20 protein-coding genes and 2 pseudogenes are annotated in these 22,610 nt (G+C 65.1%); 11 read left to right on the forward strand and 11 right to left on the reverse strand.

Going from position 1 to position 22,610, the window contains the following annotated elements; all coding sequences use genetic code 11:
* Positions 1-3 precede the first annotated feature (3 nt).
* The 11 genes and pseudogenes from PWP93_RS21465 to PWP93_RS21515 form a co-directional block, all read left to right on the forward strand.
* Positions 4-1,152, forward strand: coding sequence for an acyl-CoA dehydrogenase family protein (locus PWP93_RS21465; protein ID WP_421045862.1), 1,149 nt, complete (start codon positions 4-6; stop codon positions 1,150-1,152).
* The gene (locus tag PWP93_RS21470) at positions 1,149-2,312 is read left to right on the forward strand and encodes a thiolase domain-containing protein (RefSeq protein ID WP_421045863.1); all 1,164 of its coding nucleotides are present in this window, start codon (positions 1,149-1,151) and stop codon (positions 2,310-2,312) included. Before PWP93_RS21465 ends, PWP93_RS21470 begins: the two co-directional genes overlap by 4 nt.
* A gap of 2 nt (positions 2,313-2,314) precedes the next feature.
* Entirely contained in the window at positions 2,315-2,764 is a 450-nt protein-coding gene (locus tag PWP93_RS21475) for a Zn-ribbon domain-containing OB-fold protein (RefSeq protein ID WP_421045864.1), read from the forward strand.
* A 12-nt stretch (positions 2,765-2,776) separates the two neighbouring features.
* Positions 2,777-4,006 (forward strand): CaiB/BaiF CoA transferase family protein, encoded by a 1,230-nt coding sequence (locus PWP93_RS21480; protein WP_421045865.1) that lies wholly within the window; start codon positions 2,777-2,779, stop codon positions 4,004-4,006.
* A 34-nt stretch (positions 4,007-4,040) separates the two neighbouring features.
* The gene (locus PWP93_RS21485) at positions 4,041-5,039 is read left to right on the forward strand and encodes a protocatechuate 3,4-dioxygenase (RefSeq protein WP_421045866.1); all 999 of its coding nucleotides are present in this window, start codon (positions 4,041-4,043) and stop codon (positions 5,037-5,039) included.
* 76 nt (positions 5,040-5,115) lie between these two features.
* Positions 5,116-5,769, forward strand: coding sequence for an RraA family protein (locus PWP93_RS21490; protein WP_421045867.1), 654 nt, complete (start codon positions 5,116-5,118; stop codon positions 5,767-5,769).
* Between the two features lie 46 nt (positions 5,770-5,815).
* Complete coding sequence (locus tag PWP93_RS21495) at positions 5,816-6,475, forward strand: RraA family protein (RefSeq protein WP_421045868.1); 660 nt, start codon at positions 5,816-5,818, stop codon at positions 6,473-6,475.
* Positions 6,472-7,140 carry a 4-carboxy-4-hydroxy-2-oxoadipate aldolase/oxaloacetate decarboxylase gene (locus PWP93_RS21500; RefSeq protein ID WP_421045869.1) on the forward strand — a complete coding sequence of 223 codons (669 nt, stop codon included), beginning with the start codon at positions 6,472-6,474 and terminating at the stop codon, positions 7,138-7,140. The genes PWP93_RS21495 and PWP93_RS21500 overlap by 4 nt, the downstream gene beginning before the upstream one ends.
* A 7-nt stretch (positions 7,141-7,147) precedes the next feature.
* Positions 7,148-7,927, forward strand: coding sequence for an enoyl-CoA hydratase/isomerase family protein (locus PWP93_RS21505; RefSeq protein WP_421045870.1), 780 nt, complete (start codon positions 7,148-7,150; stop codon positions 7,925-7,927).
* Positions 7,928-7,990: 63 nt separating this feature from the next.
* Positions 7,991-8,422 (forward strand): PaaI family thioesterase, encoded by a 432-nt coding sequence (locus PWP93_RS21510; RefSeq protein ID WP_421026890.1) that lies wholly within the window; start codon positions 7,991-7,993, stop codon positions 8,420-8,422.
* Positions 8,423-8,438: 16 nt separating this feature from the next.
* Positions 8,439-8,528, forward strand: a pseudogene (locus PWP93_RS21515) (IS6 family transposase); the annotation flags it as partial.
* 48 nt (positions 8,529-8,576) lie between these two features.
* Here the strand turns inward: PWP93_RS21515 and pyk are convergent.
* The 11 genes and pseudogenes from pyk to pgi form a co-directional block, all read right to left on the reverse strand.
* Positions 8,577-9,995: a pyruvate kinase gene (pyk, locus tag PWP93_RS21520; protein ID WP_421026891.1), complete on the reverse strand. Its 1,419-nt coding sequence runs from the start codon at positions 9,993-9,995 to the stop codon at positions 8,577-8,579.
* 11 nt (positions 9,996-10,006) lie between these two features.
* Positions 10,007-11,644, reverse strand: a complete 1,638-nt coding sequence (locus tag PWP93_RS21525) for an NADP-dependent glyceraldehyde-3-phosphate dehydrogenase (protein WP_421045871.1) — start codon at positions 11,642-11,644, stop codon at positions 10,007-10,009.
* 108 nt (positions 11,645-11,752) lie between these two features.
* Positions 11,753-12,706: an ABC transporter substrate-binding protein gene (locus PWP93_RS21530; protein WP_421026893.1), complete on the reverse strand. Its 954-nt coding sequence runs from the start codon at positions 12,704-12,706 to the stop codon at positions 11,753-11,755.
* Positions 12,707-12,821: 115 nt separating this feature from the next.
* Positions 12,822-13,778, reverse strand: a pseudogene (locus PWP93_RS21535) (ABC transporter permease subunit); the annotation flags it as partial.
* 149 nt (positions 13,779-13,927) lie between these two features.
* Positions 13,928-15,481 carry a sugar ABC transporter ATP-binding protein gene (locus PWP93_RS21540; RefSeq protein WP_421045872.1) on the reverse strand — a complete coding sequence of 518 codons (1,554 nt, stop codon included), beginning with the start codon at positions 15,479-15,481 and terminating at the stop codon, positions 13,928-13,930.
* On the reverse strand, positions 15,468-16,730 hold the full coding sequence (locus tag PWP93_RS21545) for an ROK family transcriptional regulator (protein WP_421026895.1): 1,263 nt from the start codon (positions 16,728-16,730) through the stop codon (positions 15,468-15,470). Before PWP93_RS21545 ends, PWP93_RS21540 begins: the two co-directional genes overlap by 14 nt.
* Positions 16,731-16,960: 230 nt before the next feature.
* Positions 16,961-17,401, reverse strand: a complete 441-nt coding sequence (locus PWP93_RS21550; protein WP_421045873.1) for a hypothetical protein — start codon at positions 17,399-17,401, stop codon at positions 16,961-16,963.
* 32 nt (positions 17,402-17,433) lie between these two features.
* Positions 17,434-18,234, reverse strand: coding sequence for a hypothetical protein (locus PWP93_RS21555; protein WP_421045874.1), 801 nt, complete (start codon positions 18,232-18,234; stop codon positions 17,434-17,436).
* Positions 18,235-18,504: 270 nt separating this feature from the next.
* A complete protein-coding gene (gene zwf / locus PWP93_RS21560; protein ID WP_421045875.1) occupies positions 18,505-19,989 on the reverse strand; it encodes a glucose-6-phosphate dehydrogenase in 1,485 nt (494 codons plus the stop codon).
* Between the two features lie 14 nt (positions 19,990-20,003).
* Positions 20,004-20,942, reverse strand: coding sequence for a carbohydrate kinase family protein (locus PWP93_RS21565; protein ID WP_421045876.1), 939 nt, complete (start codon positions 20,940-20,942; stop codon positions 20,004-20,006).
* A 23-nt stretch (positions 20,943-20,965) separates the two neighbouring features.
* Complete coding sequence (pgi, locus tag PWP93_RS21570; protein ID WP_421045877.1) at positions 20,966-22,606, reverse strand: glucose-6-phosphate isomerase; 1,641 nt, start codon at positions 22,604-22,606, stop codon at positions 20,966-20,968.
* Between the last annotated feature and the right edge of the window lie 4 nt (positions 22,607-22,610).

Raw genomic sequence — 22,610 nt, forward strand, 5'->3', positions numbered from 1 at the left:
GACATGGATTTTTCTCTGACTGAAGATCACGTTACGCTGCAGGATGCCGTGCGCCGCTTCTGCGAAGGCGAATATCCCGCACACCAGCGTGGCAACGCCGAGGACAAGGAACTCGCCGCAAAGCGCCGCCAGGGTCTTGCCGAGATGGGCATTACCGGCCTCGTGATCGATTCCGGTCATGGCGGCGGCGGCTATGGCGCGGTGGAAACCATGCTGGTCGCGCAGCAGCTCGGCCGTGCGCTGGGCGGTGCGGGCTGGCTCGCGAGCGGCCTGCCGGCCGCGGCGCTGATCGGTTCGGCCGGCAGCGAGGAGCAGAAGGCGAGGTGGCTCGAAGCCGCGGCAACCGGCGAAAAGGTGCTGGCGCTCGCCGTCAGCGAAGCCGACGCGCGTTACGACATCACGCGGCTGGCCGTGCCTGCCGCCGAAACCGGTGACGGCTGGAAAATCACGGGCACCAAGATCATCGTGTTCGACGCCGCGATCGCCGATGCCTTCGTGGTGGCGGCGCGTACCTCGGGCCATCGAGGCGACAGGCAAGGCCTGTCGCTCTTCCTCGTGGATGCGAAAGCCGCGGGCGTCAGCCTGCGCAACTTCGAGACGATCGATGCGCGCGAAGCCGCTCACGTCACATTCGACAACGTGGTCGTGAGCAAGGCCGATCTGATCGGCGCCGCCGGCGCGGCCCACGACCTTATCGACGCCGCACTCGACCGCGCGAACGCTGCGCTGGTGGCGGAATCGGTCGGCGCGCTCGAGGCATTGCTCGAACACACGGCCGAACACCTGATGACTCGTACGCAGTTCGGCGCGCCACTCGCGAAATTCCAGTCGCTGCAGCACCGCGTGGCCGACATGCTGATCTCGCTCGAACAGAGCAGGTCGATGGCCTGCGCCGCCGCGATGGCCGTGGACGAGAACGATCCCGAACGCCGCCGCCGCTTCGTGTCGGCTGCGAAGGCGTACGTCGGCGATGCGTGCCGCACGGCTGGCGAATGGGGCATCCAGCTGCACGGCGGCATGGGCATGACCGAAGAGTGCCGCGTCGGCCACTACGCGAAGCGCATGTTCGCGATCAACATGACCTACGGCGACGCGACCTGGCATCTGCAGCGCTTCACGGCGCAGCGTCTCGCACAGGAGAAAGCTGAATGAGCTTGAACGGAGCAGCCTATATCGTCGGTGCCTACGAGCATCCGACGCGCAAGGCCGACGATCTTTCGGTGCTGCGTCTGCACGCCGACGTCGCGAAGGGCGCGCTCGAGGATGCGGGCCTGACGAAGGACGACATCGACGGCTACTTCTGCGCCGGTGACGCACCGGGCCTCGGCACCACGACGGTCGCCGAATATCTGGGCCTCGAGCTGCGCCATGTCGATTCGACCGAGTGCGGCGGGTCCGCGCCGATCCTGCACGTCGCGCACGCCGCTGAAGCGATCAAGGCCGGCCGCTGCAACGTGGCGCTGATCACGCTCGCGGGCCGTCCGCGTGCCGCGGGCGCCGCGCTGTCGCTGAAGGCTCCGGATCCCGACGCGCCCGAAGTGCAGTTCGAGCTGCCCTTCGGCCCTGCCACGCAGAACCTGTACGGCATGGTGGCGAAACGGCACATGTACGAGTTCGGCACCACGAGCGAGCAGCTCGCGTGGATCAAGGTGGCGGCGTCGCACCACGCGCAGCACAACCCGAACGCGATGCTGCGCAATGTCGTGACAGTCGAGGATGTCGTCAATTCGCCGATGGTCGCCGATCCGCTGCACCGCCTCGACTGCTGCGTGATGAGCGATGGCGGCGGCGCGCTGATCGTCGCGCGCCCGGAAATCGCGAAGCAGCTCAAGCGCCCGCTCGTCAAGGTGCGTGGTACGGGTGAAGCACCCAAGCATGCGGCAGGCGGCAAGATCGACCTCACATGGTCGGCGGCGGAATGGTCGGGTGCGGCTGCGTTCGCCGAGGCTGACCTCACGCCCCAGGACATCCGGTATGCGTCGTTGTACGACAGCTTCACGATCACGGTGCTGATGCAGCTCGAAGATCTCGGCTTCTGCAAGAAGGGCGAGGGCGGCAGGTTCGTGATGGATGGCAACCTGATCTCCGGCGTTGGCAAGCTGCCGTTCAACACCGATGGCGGTGGATTGTGCAACAACCATCCGGCCAACCGCGGCGGCGTCACCAAGGTGATCGAAGCCGTGCGCCAGCTGCGCGGCGAGGCGCATCCCGCCGTGCAGGTGAAGAACTGCGATATCGCGCTTGCGAATGGGATCGGCGGCGCGCTCGCGTCGCGTCATACCGCGGGCACGCTGATCCTGGAACGGGAGTAACCATGAGCACGAATCAAGCGATGGCTGGTGCAAGCGCTCCGGACGCCAAACCGGCTACGAAGACAATCGGCCCGCGCCGCATTCCCGCGCCGCGCGTGCTGCCCGAGGCAATGCCGTTCTGGGAGGCGGCCAAAGACGGGCGTCTGCTCGTGAAGCGCTGCGAGGACTGCGGCGAGACGCACTACTACCCGCGCGACATCTGCCCGCACTGTATGAGCGCGAATACGGAATGGCTCGATACGAAGGGCCTGGGCACGGTCTATTCGTTCAGCACGATGGGCAAGGACGAGGCGCGTTACACGCTGGCCTTCGTGAGCCTCGACGAGGGCGTGACGATGTTGACCAACCTCGTCGATTGCGACCCGGCCGCAGTGTCGATCGGCCAGCGCGTCAAGGTGGTGTTCAAGCCCAGCGAGGGCGCTTATCCGGTGCCGATGTTCGCGCCGATTTGAAGGAGATTGAGCATGTCCGCGGATTTCAAGCAACAGCATGGCTGGCACGATGCGAAGAAGGGGCCGCTGTCGCGCTTCACGATCCTCGATGCCTCGCGCGTGCGCGCGGGCCCTGCGGCCATGCGCGTGTTCGCGGATATGGGCGCGCGCGTGATCAAGCTGGAGATCCCGCCTGGGGCGCCAGGCGGTGACGACATGATCGGCGGGCGTGACCACAATCGCGCCGACTACGAGAACCTGCATCGCAACAAGGAAAGCCTGACGCTGAACATGAAGGACCCAGCCGGTCTCGCGATCCTGCAAGAGCTCGTCAAGCGTGCCGACGTGTTTATCGAGAACTTCCGCCCGGACGTCAAGGAGCGCCTCGGCATTGGCTATGAAGCGCTGCGCGCCGTCAATCCGCGCATCGTGTACGCGAGCATCTCGGGCTTCGGCCAGGATGGCCCGTATGCGAAGTGGCCGGGTTTCGACTCGATCGCGCAGGGCATGGGCGGCCTCATGAGCCTGACCGGCAAGCCGGGCGAAGGCCCGATGCGCGTTGGCATTCCGCTTGCCGACCTGTGCGCGGGGCACTTCTGCGCCCAGGCGATCCTGGTCGCGCTGCTGGAGCGCGAAGCGTCGGGCGAAGGCCAATGGGTGCAGACCTCGCTGCTCGAGGCACAGATCGCGATGCTCGACTTCCAGGCCGCGCAATGGCTGGTGGACCGGAAGGTGCCGGAGCAGGTCGGCAACGAGCATCCGCTCACGGTGCCGACCGGCGTGTTCCCGACGAAGGATGGCTACCTGAACCTGGCCGCAATCGGCAATTCGATGTTTGCGCGCCTGTGCGAGGCGCTCGGCCTGCAGCACCTCATTGGCCAGCCCGGCTACGAATCGGACCCGGCGCGCGTAGAAAACCGCGATGCGGTCAACAAGGCGGTGGGCGAGGTGTTCCTCACGCGCACCACGCGCGAGTGGACCGAGTTGCTGATCAAGGTCGGCGTGCCGTGCGGCCCGATCTACAAGGTTAACGAAGTATTCGACGATCCTCAGGTCAAGCATCTTGGCATCGCCTGGCCCGCCAACGTGCCGGGCAGGGGCGAAGTTTCGTTCGTTGGCACGCCGTTCCGTCTTTCACGATACCCGCGCGCCGAGACACCGCGCCTGGCCCCTGAGCAAGGGGAGCATACGCAGGCGATTCTGAACGAACTGGGTTACACGAAACAGCAGATTGAGCAGTGGCGCTCGGCCTTCGTGGTCTGACGCACCTTAATGGAAGGCATGGGAGAGAGACGAAATGGCACGACTGGTCGCCGGATTCGGTTCATCGCACAGCATCATGCTGGTTTGCCAGCGCGAGGACTGGCAGCACGGTTTCAAGCAGGTCGATCCGAAGAATCCGCATTACTTCGATCGACTCGGCAACCCCACGACCTATGAAGCGCTGCTCAAGATCGCGCCGCCGGATGCCGAGGCGATGGTGACGGCCGGGAAGATGGGCGAGCGTTACGATCAGGCCGAAGCGGCCATGGACGAATTGCGCGAGCGTATCCGCGCGGCGAAGCTCGACGTGCTGCTCGTGGTCGGCGATGACCAGGCGGAGCTCTTTCGCACCACCAACAATCCGGCCTTCGCGATCTACTATGGCGAGACGATCCGCAACGCAAAGCGCGTGTCGAGCCCGAACGAAAGCTGGTACGCGAAGGCACGCACGATGCGCCAGGAGCCGGATGCCGACCTGCACTATCCGGTCAAGGCCGACATGGCCCGGTGGCTGATCCGCGAACTGTGCAACCGCGATTTCGACATTGCGGCAATGGACGGTCTCGAGCGCGACCAGTACGAGGGCCACGCGTTCTCGTTCATTCATCGGCGCTACCTGCAGGATATCGACCTGCCGGTGATTCCGGTCATCGTCAACACCTTTGATCCGCCGAACCAGCCCACGCCGCGCCGTTGCATCCAGCTCGGCCGCGCGCTGCGCGAGCTCATCGAGTCCTATCCGGAAGATCTGCGCGTGGGCGTGCTCGCGTCGGGAGGCCTCTCGCACTTCGTGGTGGACGAGGAGCTCGACAACGGCATCATCGACGCGATCCGCCGCAAGGACAGCGACTGGCTGGCCGGGCTCGATCCGAAGCAGCTGCAGGCCGGCAGCTCGGAAATCCGCAACTGGATCATCGGCGTCGAGGCGCTCAAGTCGCTCGATCTCGAATGGGTCCGCTATGTGCCCGGCTACCGCACGGCGGCCCTGACCGGCACGGGCCTCGCGTTCGCGGCCTGGCGCACACTCGACTGAATGCGGTAGTCCCTTCCGCGTGGGGCGGGACGCATGCATGACACTTCACGTTTCTATCAGGAAAGCACAACACATCATGGCTGACCAAAACATACAGCGCCTGCGCCGGCTCGATTGCTGCGCCGTGTCGGACGCACTCGACAAACTCAAGCTGAACGGCGTGGTGAGCGGTCTGCCGCAACGCGCCGGCTCGGGCCGCATCGCGGGCCGCGCGATCACGGTCAAGCTCGGCACGGGCGAAGCGCCCCCGGGACCGCCCGTGCACCTCGGCTGCACCGCGGTGGAGCAGGCCGATGCCGAGAGCGTGATCGTCGTCGAGCAGAAGAGCGGCGTGGAAGCGGGTTGCTGGGGCGGCCTGCTGTCGCTCGCCGCCAGGGTGCGCGGCGTGGCGGGCGTGGTGGCCGACGGCCCGGTGCGCGATATCGATGAGGCCATCGGCTACGAGCTGCCGGTGTTCAGCCGCGCGACCACGGCCCGGACCGCGCGTGCGCGCGTGGTCGAGAAGGGCACCAATGTGCCGGTGCAGATCGGCGATGTGACGGTGAACGCGGGCGACTACGTGGTGGCCGACAACAGCGCGGTGATCTTCATTCGCGCCGCCGACATCGAAGCCGTGCTCGAGACCGCCGAAATGATCGTCAACAAGGAAGCCGCAATGGCCAAGGCGATTCTGGCTGGCATGCCGGTCGGTCAGGTGATGGGCGGCAGCTACGAGCATATGCTCAAGTAAGCGCTAGCCTCCAGACATATTCAGCAAACACGCAGGAATCCGAACCATGACGAACCAGGACAAGAATGTCGAGCGTGCAGCGAAGCTCGATACCGCGACGCTCTCCGACGCACTCGACAAGCTCGGTATCGCCGGCCAGTGTTACAAGATCAAGCCCAGAAGTACCGTATTCCGCACCGCGGGCCGTGCGTTCACGATCAAGTACGGCCCGGCCGCGAACCCGCCGGGCACCGTCGGCGACTTCATCGACGACGTGCCGGTCGGCAGCATGATCGTGCTCGACAACAACGGCCGTGAGGATGCCACGGTGTGGGGCGACATCATGACAGAGATCGCGCACCGCCGCGGCATCGCCGGCACCGTGATCAACGGCGTGTGCCGCGACGTTGCGCTGTGCCTGAAGCTTGGCTATCCGGTCTTCAGCCGCGATCACTGGATGCGCACCGGCAAGGATCGCGTGCAGGTGGAGGCGACGAACGTGCCCGTCAATATCGGCGACGCGCGCGTGCAACCCGGCGATATTCTGCGCGGCGATGCCGACGGTGTCATCGCGATCCCGAAGGAGCACGAAGACGCGGTGCTCGACGTGGCCGAAACCATTCATCGTGCCGAGGAAGCGATTCGCGAAGCGTGCCGCGGCGGGATGCGTCTGGATGAAGCGCGCAGGCAGTTCAAGTACCACCAGTTGCAGACGCGGGAGCAATGACGATGAAAGAACACAATCCGGCCACCACGGTACGCACGACGTTCGAGCGCGTGGAGGCGAGCGTCGTCGAAGCCGCGCGCAGGCTGCCCGCGGCAACGCTGCACGAGGCGGGCGGCAAGATCGGCGCGTTGCCATGGTCCATCAAGCCCATCGCGCCCCGGTTCAGGATTTGCGGCACCGCCATCACGGTGCATTCGCCGGGCGGCGACAACCTCTGGCTGCATCGTGCGCTCGTGCTCGCGCAGCCGGGCGACGTGCTCGTGGTGTACACCAATGGCGTCTACGAGCACGGCTATTGGGGCGAGGTCATGACGACGGCCGCCAGGGAGCGTGGACTGGCCGGCCTCGTGATCGACGGCGGCGTGCGCGATGCCGACCTGCTCGAGGAGATCGGCTTTCCGGTGTTCGCCCGGGGCCTGTCGATCCGGGGCACGGGCAAGGACTATGGCGCGATCGGCTGGATCAACGAACCGGTGATGATCGGCAACGTCACGATCAGCGCGGGCGATCTGATCGTCGGCGACCGCGATGGCGTGGTTGCGATTCCGCGCGCGCGCGCCTCGGACGTGGTGGAGAAGGCTGTAAAGCGCGAAGCGGACGAGGCTGCTATCTGCAAGCGCATCGAAGCGGGCGAGACCACCATGCAGATCTACGACTTTCACTGAGCCGACGATGACCTCGAAACCTGCCGCACATTCGCCCGGCCTGGCGCCGTCACTCGACGTCGCCGGCGCGATCGCGACCATCACGCTACGCCGTTCGGATATGGCGAACCGGCTCGAACTGGAAGATCTGGAGACCTTGGGGGGCTTCATTCGCGACGTCAACGCGCGACGCGAGGTGCTCGTGCTGCGACTGTGCGCGCAAGGGCGGCACTTTTGCGCAGGCTTCAACATCGGCAGCGTGGCCGACGGCAATGCGGGCGCGAGCTTCGAGGAACTCGCAAACGAGCTGGAGCGTGCACGTCCGGTGACGATCGCGGCGATCAACGGGGGCGTCTACGGTGGCGCGACTGATCTCGCGCTAGCCTGCGATTTTCGCATCGGCGTGGAGACGACCCAGATGTTCGTGCCGGCCGCGCGGCTTGGCTTGCTGTTCTATCGCGGCGGCTTGCAGCGATATGTGTCGCGGCTCGGGTTGAATGTGGCGAAGAAGCTGCTGCTCACGGCCGCTACGTTCGACGCGGCGCAGATGCTGGCGTGTGGCTTCCTCGACACGGTCGTGGCGCCGGAGGCGCTGCATCAGGAAGTGGAGCGCCTGAGCGGCGAGCTGGCCGGCATGGCGCCGCTTGCGCTGCTCGGCATGAAGAAACATCTGAACCGCATCGCCAGCGGTACGTTCGACGAAAGCGAGTTTCGGCGCGACGTTTCCCAGTCGGATGCGTCGCATGACTTGCGCGAAGGTGCGCTCGCGTGGAAAGAAAAGCGCAAGCCCGTGTTCCGCGGCGCATAGAGCCGGATTCGATGAAGCGCGACAGCGGCTGCACAGGCGCTTCGAGATGGAGAGAGGCAATCAATGGAAATCGATCACAACCGGGTTCACGAACGGCTCTTCGGCCCGGAGGGGGCGCCGCCACCTGTGACGCAAGCGCTTGGCGGCAGGGTTGCCTCGCTGAGCGATAGGGCGCTCGAGTCCGAGTATGTCGGCGCGCCGGCGTTCCTGAATCCGGCCGGTCACATACAGGGTGGCATTCTGTCCGCGATGCTTGACGACGTGACTGCGTTGCTCGTTGTGTCGACCCTCAGTGAGGGTGAGCAGTGCGCCACCCTGAGTCTGAATACGTCGTTCTTGCGGCCGGCCAAGGTGGGCAAGCTGCTTGGACGCTCGACGCTCGTTCGCCGGGGGCGCGGCGTGTGCAACGTGTCCGGCGAGCTGTGGCAGGACGACAAGCTCGTGGCGACGGCATCGGCGGTGTGCGCGATCGTGCAGCACGACGAATCAAGGTAACTGCGCGCCGCAAGCCGGGCAGCACTTCGCACTGAAACGACATTGGCTTCTCGCTTGCCTTTATCGCCAACACCTCGCGGCCCGGTTCGTCGCGTGGCGCGAATTTGCCCGGGATGTCGATGCATGGATTGCATTGACATCCCGGGCATGGCGCTCAGACCTTGGCTATATGGAGGAAGTTGGTCGTGCCGACCACACCAAAAGGCATCCCGGAGGCGATGACGACGAAACTGCCCGCCTGTGCGAAGGCTTCGCGTCGAGCGATCGCGCAGGCTTTGTCCACCATGTCAGGCACGTCGCTGATGCTTTCGTCGGCGTTCACGGGATGCACGCCCCAGACGAGCGCCATACGGCGCGCGGTGGCGAGTTCCGGAGTGATGCTCAGCACCGGCACCGCCGGCCGCTCCCGGGCTGCGCGCAGGCTGGTGTAACCCGATCGCGTGTAGGTGGCTATCGCCGCCACCGGCAGCAGCTTCGCGGTCTGCTGGAGGGCCAGGCAGATCGCGTCAGCGACAGCGGCCTGCGGCGCGGTGTGAGATGCGTCGATCGCGCTGCGATAGTCCGGATCGGATTCCACCTCGGCGATGATGCGGTCCATCATCGCCACCGCCTCGCGCGGGTATTTGCCGGAGGCGGACTCGGCCGACAGCATCACGGCGTCCGCGCCGTCGTACACGGCGTTGGCCACGTCCGAGGCTTCAGCCCGAGTCGGAACCGGCGCGGCGATCATCGATTCGAGCATCTGGGTCGCAACGACGACCGGCTTGCCGGCGGCCCGGCAGGCTCTGACGATCTGCTTCTGGATCCTCGGCACTTGTTCGGCCGGCAGTTCGACCCCCAGGTCGCCGCGCGCGACCATGATCGCATCCGCCGCATCGACGATCGCGTCGAGCGAGTCGATCGCGGCCGGCTTCTCCAGTTTGGCCAGCACGGCTGCGCGCCCCTGGACGATCGCCTTGACCTCGTGCACGTCCTCGGCTCTTTGCACAAACGACAGCGCGACCCAATCGACGCCCAGTGTCAGGCCGAACTCGAGGTCGGCGCGATCCTTGGGTGTCATGGCCGGAATGGGCAGCAGCACCGAGGGCACGTTCACACCCTTGCGATCCGATATCGTGCCGCCGGTGATGACCTGCGTGTCGGCGAAGTCCGGTCCGAAGCGCAGTACCTTCAGGCGCACCTTGCCGTCGTCGACCAGCAGTTCCGTGCCGGTTTCGAGTGCCGCGAAGATTTCCGGATGGAGCAGCGGCGCACGCGTGGCGTCGCCCGGGGTGGGGTCCAGATCGACGCGAAACGCCGCTCCGGCTTGAAGCGTGACCGGACCATCGGCGAGCGTGCCGATGCGCAGCTTCGGGCCCTGCAGATCGAGCAGCACAGCGATGGGCCGCCCCGTATCGCGCTCGACACGGCGGATGATCTCCATGCGCTCCTGATGTTGCGCATGCGTGCCATGGCTGAAGTTGAGCCGGAACACGTCGGCGCCGGCATCGAACAGGGCGCGCACGGTGCTCAGGTCGGAACTCGATGGTCCCAGTGTGGCGACGATCTTGGCATTACGTTTTCGACGCGTCATGTTCGCTCCGCTTAAAAGATGAAGTCGGTGTTGATGAACTTCGATTGATGCTCACGAACAATGGTGTTGAGGAGTGTCTTGTTCGACTCGGTCAGTTTGGCCGCGATCATCGAGCGGATTGAGAACGCACGCAGCGCGTCGCTGACCGAAAGCGTGCCTTCGGCCGAATCCTTGCGCCCGGCGAACGGGAACACGTCCGGCCCGCGCTGGCACTGGCAGTTGATATTCACGCGGCAGACCTGGTTGACGAGCGGATCCACCAGCGCACCGATCTGCGCGGTGTCGGTGCCGAAAATGCTCACCTGCTGACCGTGATCCGAGGTGATCACGTAGTCGAGGGCCTGGTCCACCGAGTCGAAGCTCATCACCGGCACCACAGGACCGAACTGTTCCTCCCGGTACAGCTTCATGCCTTCGCGCACGGGGTAGACGACAGCGGGGTCGAACAGCGTGCTGCAGAATTCACCGCCGCCCTCGTTGACGACGCGCGCGCCTTTTGCCACGGCGTCTTCGATCGCCTCCGTCATGTAGGCCGTGCGGTGCGGCCCCGGCAAGGGCGTGATATGCACGCCGGCTTCCCAGGGCATGCCCATCTTGAGCCGCGCGAGTTCGGCGGTGAAGCGCTCGAGAAACGCATCGACGACGCTGCTGTGCACGATCAGCATTTTGAGGGCTGTGCAGCGCTGTCCGTTGAACGACAGGGCGCCGAGCAGACATTCCTTGACGGCGAGATCGAGGTCGGCGTCGGGCAGCACGATGGCCGCGTTTTTCGCGTCGAGGCCCAGCACTGCGCGCAAACGGTGCGACTTGGGGTGCTGCTTCTTCAAATGGTCCGCCACGCGGCTCGAGCCAATCAATGCCAGCACGTTGATCTTGCCCGAGGCCAGCATGCGCGGCACCACCAACTGGCCCGGTGCGTAGATGGTGTTGACCACACCGGGCGGAAACGCGTCGCGAAAGACTTCGAGCAGCGGCTCGAACAGCAGCGTGCCGTATTGCGGCGGCTTGAGAACCACGGTATTGCCCATGAGCAACGCGGGGATCAGGGTGCAGAACGTCTCGTTGAGCGGATAGTTGTACGGCCCCATGCACAGAACGACACCTAGCGGCGTGCGCCGAACCTGGCCAATGGTTCCCTCGACGACCATGAATCGCGAATGGTCATTTTCCACGCCCTTCAGCGTCTCGATCGTGGCCTGGATGTATTCGATGGTGCGATCGAACTCCTTGCGCGAGTCGATGAGGCTCTTGCCGATCTCCCACATGAGCAGGTTGACGATCTGCTGGCGGCGCTCGACCATGCCTTTCACGAACGCCTGCATGCAGGCGATGCGGCCGGCGACCGTCATCGTCGGCCATTGACCCCGGCCATTGTCGTACGCGGCGACAGCGGCATCCAGGGCGGCGTCGCTCTGTGCCTCGCCCATCAACGGGTAACTACCGATCTCGACCTGGCTGACATCGCGGGTCGCCGCATCGCGTATGCAAACCGGCGAGCGTACAGTTTTACAGGGGCCATCCCATGTCAGGATCTGCCCGCCAATCAGGAAACCGCGCTGATGAACGGGAGCGGCAAGCCGATGTTCTGATGGAATTTCGTCGACGGTGGGGAAATACCGGGCGAGTCGCGGATGGTGATCGGTCGTCATGGGCGCTCCGAAGGCAGTGGGGACATTGGCTGACAAGTTAAGTAGTACTTCACATGACAATCGAGCTTGCCCCTGAATCATGACAGGGGCAACGCCGAATAAAGCCACTCAATGCGGCGACGACCAGCCCTTGTAGCTGCCGATGTTATCGCGCGTGATGAGCTGCGGCGTCATCTGGATCAGCGGATTGGCGGGCTTCTTGCCGTTCATGATGTCGTAGCCCACCTGCACGGCCGTCTGCGCCATCTTCCACGGATCCTGGCTTGCCGAGGCCTGCACCAGCGTGCTGGTCTTGAGCGCCGTTTCGATATCGGGCGCGCCGTCCACCGAGGTGATCACGATGTTGCTGCGATTGAGCTGCTTGGCGGCCAGATCGCTGCCCACGGCCTGCGGATCGTTGATGGTGAACACGCCGGCCACTTGCGGGAAGCGCGTGAGATAGCCCTGCATGGTGTTCATGCCGCCTTCGCGCGAGCCCTTGCCGTCCTGGTCGTCGGAGAGGATCTTGATGCCCGGCGACTTCGCGAGCACCTGCTTGCAGCCGTTCACGCGGTCGATCACGGCCGAGACCTGCGGGCCGTTCTCGATGATCACGTTGCCCTTGCCGTTGATCTTCTTCGCCAGATATTCACACGAGATCTGGCCGGCCTTCACGTTGTCGGTCTGCACGGTGGCGTCGGCGCCCGCGGCAGCCACGTCCACGGCCACCACCACGATGCCCGCGGCGCGCGCCTTCTTCACGGCCGGCTCGATCGCCTTCGGATCGGAGGCGTTCAGCAGGATCATGTCGACGTGCGCCGAGATGAAGTTGTCGATCTGCGTGAACTGCTTGTTCAGGTCATAGTCGGCGGACACGGCGGTGACTTTCGCATTCGGATTGAGCTGCCTGGCCTTGGCTTCGGCACCCTGCACGATCGTGACGAAGTAAGGATTGCCAAGCGAGCCCACGGTGATGCCGATCGACTTCAGTTGCTTGTCGGCGGCATGCGCGCCCTGCAGCGCGAAACCGAGCGCGAGTGCGGCAGCGGCGCGAACAGCGAAAGCAGCCTTTTTCTTGAACATAACGATGTCTCCAGAGGGGTCCGGTTGGTGTGTGTCATGCAGGGCGGGGGCAGGAGGACCGCCTGCCCCCGCTTTCAAAGCCGGTTCAAAGCCGGTTCAAGGCCGGTCAAGCGTTTCAGGTGCGCGCCGAGCCGCGCTGGCGGTAACGGTCGAGCGCCACGGCGCCGACGATCACGAGGCCCTTGATGATGTATTGCCAGATGTCCGAGACGCCCAGCAGCACGAGGCCGTTCGAGAGCACCGCGATGATGAGCGCGCCGATCAGCGTGCCGACGATCGAGCCCACGCCGCCCACGAAGCTCGTGCCGCCCAGGATCACCGCCGCGATGGCGTCGAGTTCGTACGACTGGCCGAGCTGCAGGCCGTTCGCGGCATAGAGGCGCGCGGCCGACATCACCGCGCCCAGGCCCGCGAGCAGGCCCGAGACCGCATAGACGAACATCTCGATGCCCCACACCTTGATGCCCGAGAGGCGCGCCGCTTCGGGGTTGCCGCCCACCGAGTAGATGTGCAGGCCAAGCACCGTGCGGCGCAGCACGAACCACGACACGGCCACCACCACCAGCGCGATGATCACGAGCCAGGGCACGCCGAACACCGTGCCGTTGCCGATGAAGGCGAATGAGAGTTGCGGATTGAAGACGGTGGTGTCGTGGCCGATGAGGCGGGCGATGCCGCGCACGGCCGTGAGCGAGCCGAGCGTGACGATGAACGGCGGCAGGCGCAGCAGCGAGATCAGCGCGCCGTTGACGATGCCAAAGCCGAGCCCCACGCCGAGCGCGGCGGGAATGCCCAGCCAGCCCCAGCCCGGCACGGTCGAGCACAGCATGGCCGTGACCGCCGAGGCGGCCAGTATCGAGCCCACCGAGAGGTCGATGCCGCCCGTGAGAATCACGAAGGTCATGCCGGCGGCGAGCACGATGTTGATCGACGCCTGCTGCGCGACGATCGAGAGATTCTGGAACGTGACGAAGCCATCGGTCAGGAAGCCGAAGCCGATGCATAGCAGCACGAGCACGGGCAGCATGCCTGCCGTGCGCATGAGGGATTTCATGCGGGCGCGATGGCCGTTGGGCGCAGCGCCCCCGCGCGCGGCCTGGGCCGGTTGGGCGGGCGACGCTGCAACGCCGTGGCGGGGAAGGATGTTCTTCATGATGTCGTGCTCCTCAATATCTCTTCGACTGGTGCGTCGGACGGGTGCGTCGGACGGGTTCGTCTGTATCAGGCGGCCTCGTCCAGCGCGTCCTGCGAGCCGGTGGCGAGTTCGATGATGGCTTCCTGGGTGATGGGCTTGCCGGTGTAGCCGCCCAGCTCTCCGGCGAATTCGCCTTCGCGCATGACGAGCACGCGGTCGGCCACGCCGATGATCTCGGGCAGTTCGCTCGAAATCACGATGATGCCCACGCCGGTTTTGGCGAGGTCGTTGATGATGCGGTAGATCTCCGACTTCGCGCCGATGTCCACGCCGCGCGTCGGCTCGTCGAGGATCAGCACGCGCGGTCTGGTTTCCAGCAGGCGCGAGAGCAGCACCTTCTGCTGGTTGCCGCCCGAGAGCGCGCCCACGTTCACGCGCGGGCTGGGCACGCGAATCGAGAGCGAGCGGATCGAGTCCTTCGCGCGCGACGCGCCGCGCGCGAGGTCGAGCACGCCGAAGCGCGCATCGCGCCCGGCCACGGCCACGTTGATGTTGTCGCGCACGCTCATGTCGAGAAAGAGGCCCTGATGCTTGCGGTCCTCGGTCAGATAGACGAGGCCCGCCTCAATCGCATCGCGCGGGCCATGCACGTGGAGCGTGCGCCCGTCGATGGCGATCTCGCCACGCACGCGCGGCTCCGCGCCGAAGATCAGGCGTGCGAGCTCGGTGCGGCCCGCGCCCACGAGGCCGGCAATGCCGAGCACTTCGCCCGCATGCAGGTCGAGACTGCAGCCGCGCACGCGGTTGTGGTCGGCCACGTCGCGCACCGTGAGCACTGCCTTGCCGGGATCGTAGGGCGCGTGCTCCTTTTTGTAGAACCCCGAAATATCGCGGCCCACCATCATGCCCACGAGGCTTTCCGCGTTGAGCGCGTCGCGCATCAGCGTGCCCACGTAGCTGCCGTCGCGCAGCACCGACACGCGGTCGGAGAGCTCGTAGATCTCGGCCATGCGGTGGCTGATGTAGATGATCGCGAGCCCTTCCTCGCGCAACTGGCGGATCAGCTTGAACAGACGCTCGGTTTCGCGCGAGGAGAGCGGCGTGGTGGGCTCGTCCATCACGATGATGCGCGCGTCGCCATGCACGGCGCGCGCGATTTCCACCAGCTGGCGTTCGGCGATGGAGAGCGAGCCCACCAGCGCCGCGGGGCCGAAGCTGGCGCCGAGACGCTTGAGCACGTCTTCGCAGCCGCGCTCCATGGCGGCCCGATCGACCATGCCGAAGCGGCGGCCGCCGCGGCGCAGCTCGCGGCCCGCGTGAATGTTTTCGGCAACCGAAAGGTTCGGCGCGAGGCTCAGCTCCTGGTAGATCACGGCCACGCCCAGCTCGCGCGCGGCGAGCGGCCCGTCGATCACGACCGTCTTGCCGTCGAGCACGATCTCGCCGCCGGCGTCGGCCTGATACGCGCCCGAGAGAATCTTCATGAGCGTGGATTTGCCCGCGCCGTTCTCGCCCATCAGCGAATGCACCTCGCCGGGCCACACCGAGAGGCGCACGTTGTCGAGCGCGCGCACGCCGGGAAACGTCTTGCTGATACCCCGCATTTCCAGCAGCGGGGGCGTCTGTTCAGAGCGCGACATGGCTCTCCTCCTGCGCTTGTACGTTGGCTTGTGCGCCGGCGCCCATCAGGATGCCCGCACGCGGCGAAAAGTTGAAGAACATGGGCAGCGTGGCGGCGCCCAGCGCGCCGGCGTCGGGGCCGAAGGTGCCGCGCACCAGCGCGGGCGTGCCGCGCGCCTCGGGCGCGGTGGCCGCCACGGCCACGCGCAGGCGCTGCATGAGCGTATCGATGAGGCCCGCGTCCACGTCGGCGTCGAGCACCACGGCCGGCACGTCGAGCACGCACAGCGCGGCGCGCAGCGCGGGCGCGAGTGCATCGATGCAGTCGTCGAGCCATTCCCCGACGGCCGGATGGCCGCGTGCGATGCACGCCTCGATATCGGCGCGGTTGTCCACCGTCTCGCCGTGATATTGCAGATGGCGGCGCAGCGCGATGAGCGAGGCGCGCGAGAGCAGGATGTCCCACTTGCCGGCGGGCTTGTGCGCCGAGGGCAGGGCGCCCGGCGGCACGGGCATCACGGCGAAGTCGCCCGCGTTGCCGGAGAGGCCGCGCACGCAGTCGCCGTTGATGGCGATGCCGCCGCCAATGGCCGGGCCGAGGAACAGATAAAGGAAGTCGTCGCGCTGACGGCCGCAGCCGTAGAAGATTTCGGCGATGGCGGCGGCGTTGCCGTCGTTTTCGCTGAACACGGGCAGCCCGAGCGCGCGGCCCAGCTCGCCCGCGAAATCGACGTCGCTCCACACGCGGAACGCCTCGGCGGGCAGACCCAGCTCGCTCAGCCAGCTGCCAAGGTTGTACGGCTGCGCGACGCCAATGCCCGCGAGCCGGCTGCGCTCGGATTTATCCAGCAGGGCGGATAGTTCGCGGATGTCCTGCTGGACGATGTCCTGCGCCACCGAAGGCTGGGGGAGCAGCATGTCGTGCGAGCGCCGGCCGATCATCTGGCCCGCGAAGTCGACCAGCACGGTTTCGATATTGGTCCGGTCGAGCCGCACGCCGATGGCGAACGCGCCGCGCGGCGCGAGCCGCAGGAGCGAGGCGGGCTGGCCGCGTCCGCCGTCGAGGCGCCGTCCGCTCATCTCGATGAGGCCGTTTTCCGCAAGCGAGGTGATGATGCTGCCCACGGCGGTGCTGGTGAGATTGGCGAGGCGGGCGAGATCGGCCTTCGAGGCCTCGCCGGCGCGCCGCAGCGCCTGCAGCAGCAGTCGCTCGTTGAAGCGGCGGACATTGGCCGAGTTGCTGCCCTGGCCGACATGCGGACTTCTCACGTGTTTTTCTCCGGTTGCGCCAGCAAAGGGTGTGACAGGGTTGGCGACTAAATAAATCAAGTTGATTTATTTAATGACGGAACGCGGCCTGTGTCAGCCTGGGGAAATCCCGGTGATGGGGTGCTCACCCGTCGGGCTGGGCGTGCCAATTGAACGCTGACGACGGCCCGCGCCGATCCCCGTCAAACCGTATCCGGCGCGACGATGCGGCAGTTATGCCAAAACATGCGTTAGGCAGCGTGAGCCTGACTTTTGCGTATCTTGTCCGGTATCTCGATGCGGAGTAAACGATCGAGTTTCGAGGTGCATTGCAGGTACTGTCGACGGGAAACCGAATTTATTTGCTCATCGTAAATTCGGACGATGTCCTGGGTTAATCGCGTTGCGTCATCGCCCAGACTCCACTCATCGGTTGCATAGGCGTGCTCGGCGGCAGCCTCTAACGCACCTTCGGCATCGCAATACAATTCGTATGCCGCATTCCCGTATCCGTCATGCCATAGCAGGTACGAAAGATAGGTCATGCGGATCAGTTGGAAAAGCTGATGCCGATTTCCCCGACCCGTGCGGCACAGCGCGAAAGCCAGATGGGCTGCGAGCGACGCGTCCCTGACGTATGCCGTGGGCAAGGGGAGCAGCATGGCCTTCTGAGATAACTTTGGATTTTGCATCGTTTCCTGAGCGGCTCTTGTCGCACGCCAATTTATGGCGTCACGATCTCGAATCGATAAGCCATTTCGACCGGCCGGCCAGGCTCGAGCGCGACCGCAGTGGGAATCCCTCTGGCATTGATCGGGTTTTGCGCCAGCGAAGGGCGGCAGCCAAGCTCGAATGCGCTCGCCACGGGCTCGACGCCGAGGCACAGGTTGCGGCCGTTCCAGGGGCTGTAGGTGCGGCCGCGATTGCTGATCCACAGCAGCAGCGACGGCAGCACGGAGGCGTCCCACGTGAGCCGGCAAGTCACCTGGGATTCCTCATTCGTCAGCGTGACCGACCCATCGACACCGCAGAGCTGAATGATCTCTTCCGTATCGTGCGCAAAGGGGAGGCGGTCGAATGCCGCCGCTTCGCCGGCGCGTAGCGGTACATGATCGAGCCGCTCGAAAACCGCGCCTGGGGCGGCACGCGATACGCCGGGCTCGGGGCCGCCCGGATGCACAACGCCAAAGCGAAACGCGCCCGTATGGATTTGCATGGCTCCGGCCATCGACGGCAAAGCCAGGTTGGGATGCAGTCCAAGCGGGCGTCGCGTGCTGCGGCGCGCCTCGATCTTCACGGAGAAGTCGATTGCGGGGCTATCAGGGTCGGCACGGACCACGCGCACGACGCGGGCAATCGATGATTCGGGTGGATATTCGAGCGCAATCTCGATCGAGTGCTTCGTCTGGCGCACGAGGGTCCATTCACCCACGCAGGCATAACCGTGCAGCAGGTCGTCACTCGCATCCAGCGGACCATCGCGTTCATCGACTGAAGCGGCGAGGCTCTTTCGCCAGTTTTCCACGACCGTCTCGGCAGACCAGGGCACCCCAAACGGAACGCAGGGAAATTCGCTTCTGAGCTGACCGAGTAGTCCCGTCTGCCCGTGTGTTTCATCGTCGAGCCACGGGGCTTCGTAAAACGGTGCGACCCGCCTGCTGCCATTGCGTAGGGAAACGCCGCCGAGCATGCCGCCTCTTGAGTGAACGTTGAGGGAGCCGTGAGGCCATTCGAGATGCCAGATGTTATCCATGCTCGTGGTTTTGAGAGAAAGGGGGGAGAGGGTCGTGCCTGGTCAGTTTTCTTCTTCCGGCCAGCATGTGTTGTGGCGCGCGAGCAGCGCGCTGGCCGCGGCCGGTCCCCAGGTGCCGGAAGCATAGGGTTTCGGCTGGCTTGCCTGAACGGCCCAGTCTTCGATGATCGGGGCGACCCAGCGCCATGCGGCTTCCTGTTCGTCGCGCCGCACGAAGAGGGCAAGCCGTCCGCCGATCACATCGAGCAGCAAGCGCTGATAAGCCTCCATCCGGTCTTGCTGGAAGAATTGATCGAAGGCGAGATCGAGGTGCACGCCTTGCAAGGTCATGCCCATGCCCGGTTGCTTGGCGAGCGCGCTGAGGCGAATCGATTCGTCAGGCTGCAAACGGATCGTCAGCCGGTTCGAACCCGGACGCAAGGCCGTCGGGCCCAGCGCCGAGTGTGGCACCGGCCGGAAATTGACGACGATTTCAGCGATGCGGCCGGCAAGTCGTTTGCCGGTGCGCAGAAAAAACGGCACACCCGCCCAGCGCCAGTTTTCCACTTCGGCTTTCAACGCGACGAACGTCTCGGTCGTGCTGCCCTGGCTGACACCCGCCTCCGCGTGATAAGCGCAGACGGACGTGTTCTTGATCGCGCCTGCGTGATATTGGCCGCGGACCACGTTCTGCCGGATCTCGTCGCCGAGCACCGGTTTGAGTGCGCGCAGCACACGCAGCTTTTCGTCGCGTACCGCGTCCGCATCCATGGACCGCGGCGGTTCCATCGCGATGATGGCAAGCAGTTGCAGCAGGTGGTTCTGCACCATGTCGCGCAACGCGCCGGTTTGATCGTAAAAATTGCCGCGACTTTCGACGCCCAGTTGCTCGGCTACCGTGATCTGGATGCTCTCGACCCATTCGCGTCGCCACAATGGTTCGAACAACGAATTGCCAAAACGCAGTGCGAGCAGGTTCTGGACGGCTTCCTTGCCCAGATAGTGGTCGATCCGGTAGATCTGGTCTTCGTCGAAGATTTCGCCGACTGCATCATTGATCGCATTGGACGAATCCAGATCGTATCCGAGCGGCTTTTCCAGCACGATGCGCGAGCCTTCGGTGAGGCCGGCCGATGCCAGTGCGCGGCAGATCGGCACGAACAGCGCAGGCCCGGTCGCCAGATAGAAAATGCGCCGCCCGCGTGCGGTATCGAGTGTTTCGCGCAGCATGGCGTACGAATCTGGCTGGCCGGCGTCGAGCATGACGTAGGCGATGCGCTCGAGAAAGCTTCGCCATACTGAATCTTCGATGGCGTCGCCCGCGATATGGGGCTTCACATGCTCGCGAACCCAGCGCAGATAGCCACTCGTATCGAGCGCTGTTTGCGCGACGGCGACAATGCGGCCGTCGGGCGCGAGCAAGCCGTCGCGGTGCGCTGCGAACAGGGCGGGCAAGATCTTGCGCATCGCCAGATCGCCTGTTCCACCGAACAGGACGAAGGCGAATGGCGGATAATCCGGGCCGCCGCGGCTAGGGCGTTTGGTCATGGCGTTCAGTGCGTTCAGTGTTGGAGGTCGGGACAAAGGCTCGCGCAATCGGTTAGCGCAGCCACGTCGGACAGTTGCGGCGCGTAGGCGCCTTGCCGGGCGCACGTGGCCGCGGCACACGCGGCGGAAAACGCCAGATGAGCGGCCAGCGGCGCATCGGGCCGCGTGAGCAGACTCGCCAGCCATCCGCCAAAGCAGGCATCGCCGCAGCCGACGGTGTCGACCACCTGGGTCGAGAATGCCGGCTGAAACAACACTTCCTGCGCCGTGAACAATTGCATGCCCTCGGCGCCGCGCGTCAGGAGGATTGCCGCTGCCGGGGCCCACGCGCGCAGTTGGGCGAGCGCGCGGGCTTCGTCCAGTTCGGGGAACAAGCCCCGTAGATCCTCGTCGGAAACCTTGATGTAGCTGGCGAGCCCGGCCATGCGGCGCAGTGTGCTCCGGTAGGCGGGGCCGGCCATCAGATCGCGGTAGTTCGGATCGAATGAAATCTGCTTGCCGGCCGCATGCGCCGCCTGCGCAATCTCCAGAAGGTGCGCGGCCAGCGGCTGCCGGACCAGGCTGAGCGAGCCGAAGTGAACGATCTGGGCCGCGTCGAGCCAACCCGGGGGCAACGACTGCGCGTCGAACGCGAGATCGGCACTGTTCTCGCCGACAAAAAAATACTGCGGCGGATGCTTCGAAACGACCATGGCGAGAAACGGCGCACGCTCGACCTGACGGATGAAGCGCATGTCGAGTCCTGCCCGCTGGCTTTGCTGCATCAACTCGTCGCCGAAGGTGTCGCGGCTCACGGTGCCGGCGAAGCCCGTGGACACGCCAAGGCGCGCGCCCACACGGGCAACGTTCCAGCACGATCCACCGGCCGCGCTGCTCCAGCGCTGGTCGTCTGCGCGGATAAAGTCGGTCAGTGCTTCGCCGAACACGACCAGTTTGGGGAGATTCGTCGTCATTCGAATTGACCCGGTTAGTCAAATTAAAGTGTCGATGCGGAGCGCGGCTTGCGCCGCTGTCTGAAGCGGTCGATCAGAGCGCTGGTGGAACTGTCATGAGCCAGCGCGACATCCGCCTGGGCGACTTCGCCCTCGATCGTCGCAGCCAGCCGTTTGCCGAGCTCCACGCCCCATTGATCGAATGAATTGATGTTCCAGATGGCGCCTTGCACGAACACCTTGTGCTCGTACAGCGCGAGCAGGGCGCCGAGCGAAGCCGGATCGAGCTTGTCCAGGCAAATCGTGTTGGTCGGGCGGTTGCCATCGAAGTTGCGATGCGGCTCGCTCGCTGCCGGCGCGCCGTTCATCAGTGCTTCGGATTGTGCGAAGCAATTGGCGAGCAGGATTTCGTGGTGGGCGTCGAGCGCATGATGCGGCTGCATGCAGGCGATGAAGTCCGCTGGAATCAAAGCGGTCCCCTGGTGCAGCAACTGGAAGAACGCGTGCTGGCCGTTGGTGCCGGGCTCTCCCCAGATGACGGGCCCGGTCGCATAGTCGACGCGCTCGCCCGACAGGGTGACGGACTTGCCGTTGCTCTCCATGTCGAGCTGCTGCAGGTACGCCGGCAGACGGTGCAGGTAGCGGTCGTACGGTGCAATCAGGTGGCTCGTGGCGCCGAAGAAGTTGATGTGCCAGACGCCAATCAATGCTAGCAGGACCGGCAAGTTCTGCGCGAGCGGCGCCTCGACGAAATGCCGGTCCATCGCGTGAGCGCCGCCGAGCATGGCCTCGAAGGCCTCCATGCCGATCGCGAGCGCAATGGGTAGCCCGATCGCGGACCAGAGCGAGTAACGGCCACCCACCCAGTCCCAGAACTCGAACATGTTGTCCGTATCGATGCCAAACGCGGCGACGGCTTCGGTATGCGTGGAAACGGCCACGAAGTGCTGCGCGACGGCCGTTTCGGGCGCGCCGCTCGCGAGCAGCCATGCGCGCGCGGTGCGGGCATTGACGAGTGTCTCCCGAGTGGTAAAAGTCTTCGACGCCACGATGAAGAGCGTCGTTTCCGGATCGGCGCTGCGCAATACCTCGGCGATGTCCGCGCCGTCGACGTTGGAGACGAAGTGTATCGTCAACGCTTCGTGCGCATACGGTTTGAGGGCTTCGCAGACCATGCGCGGTCCCAGGTCCGAGCCGCCAATGCCAATGTTCACCACATCGGTAATCGCGCGGCCGGAATAGCCGCGCCACATGCCCTCGCGGACGGCATCGGTGAAGCGGCGCATTTTGTCCAGTACTGCCGAGACTTGAGAGACCACGTCCTTGCCGTCGACCACGATTGGCGTGGCGCTGCGTTCGCGTAGCGCAACGTGCAGGACCGGCCGGTTTTCGGTGACGTTGATCCGCTCGCCCGCAAACATCGCCCGACGCCGTTCTTCCACACCCGTCTCGCGCGCGAGCGCACACAGGAGTTCGAGCGTCTCGGCGGTGACCAGATTCTTCGAGTAATCGACATACAGGCCGGCCGCTTCCAGCGAGAAATGGACGGCGCGATCCGGATCGTTGGCGAATAGTTCACCGATCGAACCGTGCACGAAGCTTGCACGATGTGCGGCAAGCGCACGCCATGCAGGTGACTGGGTGAGTTTCGATACGGTCAGTCTGGATTCGGAAAGGTTGGACATTTCT

It is taken from the genome of Paraburkholderia sp. A1RI-2L, assembly GCF_048957375.1.
Lineage (GTDB): Bacteria > Pseudomonadota > Gammaproteobacteria > Burkholderiales > Burkholderiaceae > Paraburkholderia.

Bases quoted from the DNA above. Each gene is read 5' to 3' on its own strand.
- PWP93_RS21565 (WP_421045876.1), bottom strand. From the start codon at position 20,942: ATGACGACGAATCTCCCCAAACTGGTCGTGTTCGGCGAAGCACTGACC.
- PWP93_RS21525 (WP_421045871.1), bottom strand. From the start codon at position 11,644: ATGACGACCGATCACCATCCGCGACTCGCCCGGTATTTCCCCACCGTC.
- PWP93_RS21495 (WP_421045868.1), top strand. From the start codon at position 5,816: ATGACGAACCAGGACAAGAATGTCGAGCGTGCAGCGAAGCTCGATACC.
- pyk (WP_421026891.1), bottom strand. From the start codon at position 9,995: ATGACGCGTCGAAAACGTAATGCCAAGATCGTCGCCACACTGGGACCA.
- PWP93_RS21540 (WP_421045872.1), bottom strand. From the start codon at position 15,481: ATGTCGCGCTCTGAACAGACGCCCCCGCTGCTGGAAATGCGGGGTATC.
- PWP93_RS21470 (WP_421045863.1), top strand. From the start codon at position 1,149: ATGAGCTTGAACGGAGCAGCCTATATCGTCGGTGCCTACGAGCATCCG.
- PWP93_RS21485 (WP_421045866.1), top strand. From the start codon at position 4,041: ATGGCACGACTGGTCGCCGGATTCGGTTCATCGCACAGCATCATGCTG.
- PWP93_RS21505 (WP_421045870.1), top strand. From the start codon at position 7,148: ATGACCTCGAAACCTGCCGCACATTCGCCCGGCCTGGCGCCGTCACTC.
- PWP93_RS21510 (WP_421026890.1), top strand. From the start codon at position 7,991: ATGGAAATCGATCACAACCGGGTTCACGAACGGCTCTTCGGCCCGGAG.
- PWP93_RS21530 (WP_421026893.1), bottom strand. From the start codon at position 12,706: ATGTTCAAGAAAAAGGCTGCTTTCGCTGTTCGCGCCGCTGCCGCACTC.
- PWP93_RS21550 (WP_421045873.1), bottom strand. From the start codon at position 17,401: ATGCAAAATCCAAAGTTATCTCAGAAGGCCATGCTGCTCCCCTTGCCC.
- PWP93_RS21480 (WP_421045865.1), top strand. From the start codon at position 2,777: ATGTCCGCGGATTTCAAGCAACAGCATGGCTGGCACGATGCGAAGAAG.
- zwf (WP_421045875.1), bottom strand. From the start codon at position 19,989: ATGACCAAACGCCCTAGCCGCGGCGGCCCGGATTATCCGCCATTCGCC.
- PWP93_RS21500 (WP_421045869.1), top strand. From the start codon at position 6,472: ATGACGATGAAAGAACACAATCCGGCCACCACGGTACGCACGACGTTC.
- PWP93_RS21475 (WP_421045864.1), top strand. From the start codon at position 2,315: ATGAGCACGAATCAAGCGATGGCTGGTGCAAGCGCTCCGGACGCCAAA.
- PWP93_RS21465 (WP_421045862.1), top strand. From the start codon at position 4: ATGGATTTTTCTCTGACTGAAGATCACGTTACGCTGCAGGATGCCGTG.
- PWP93_RS21490 (WP_421045867.1), top strand. From the start codon at position 5,116: ATGGCTGACCAAAACATACAGCGCCTGCGCCGGCTCGATTGCTGCGCC.
- pgi (WP_421045877.1), bottom strand. From the start codon at position 22,606: ATGTCCAACCTTTCCGAATCCAGACTGACCGTATCGAAACTCACCCAG.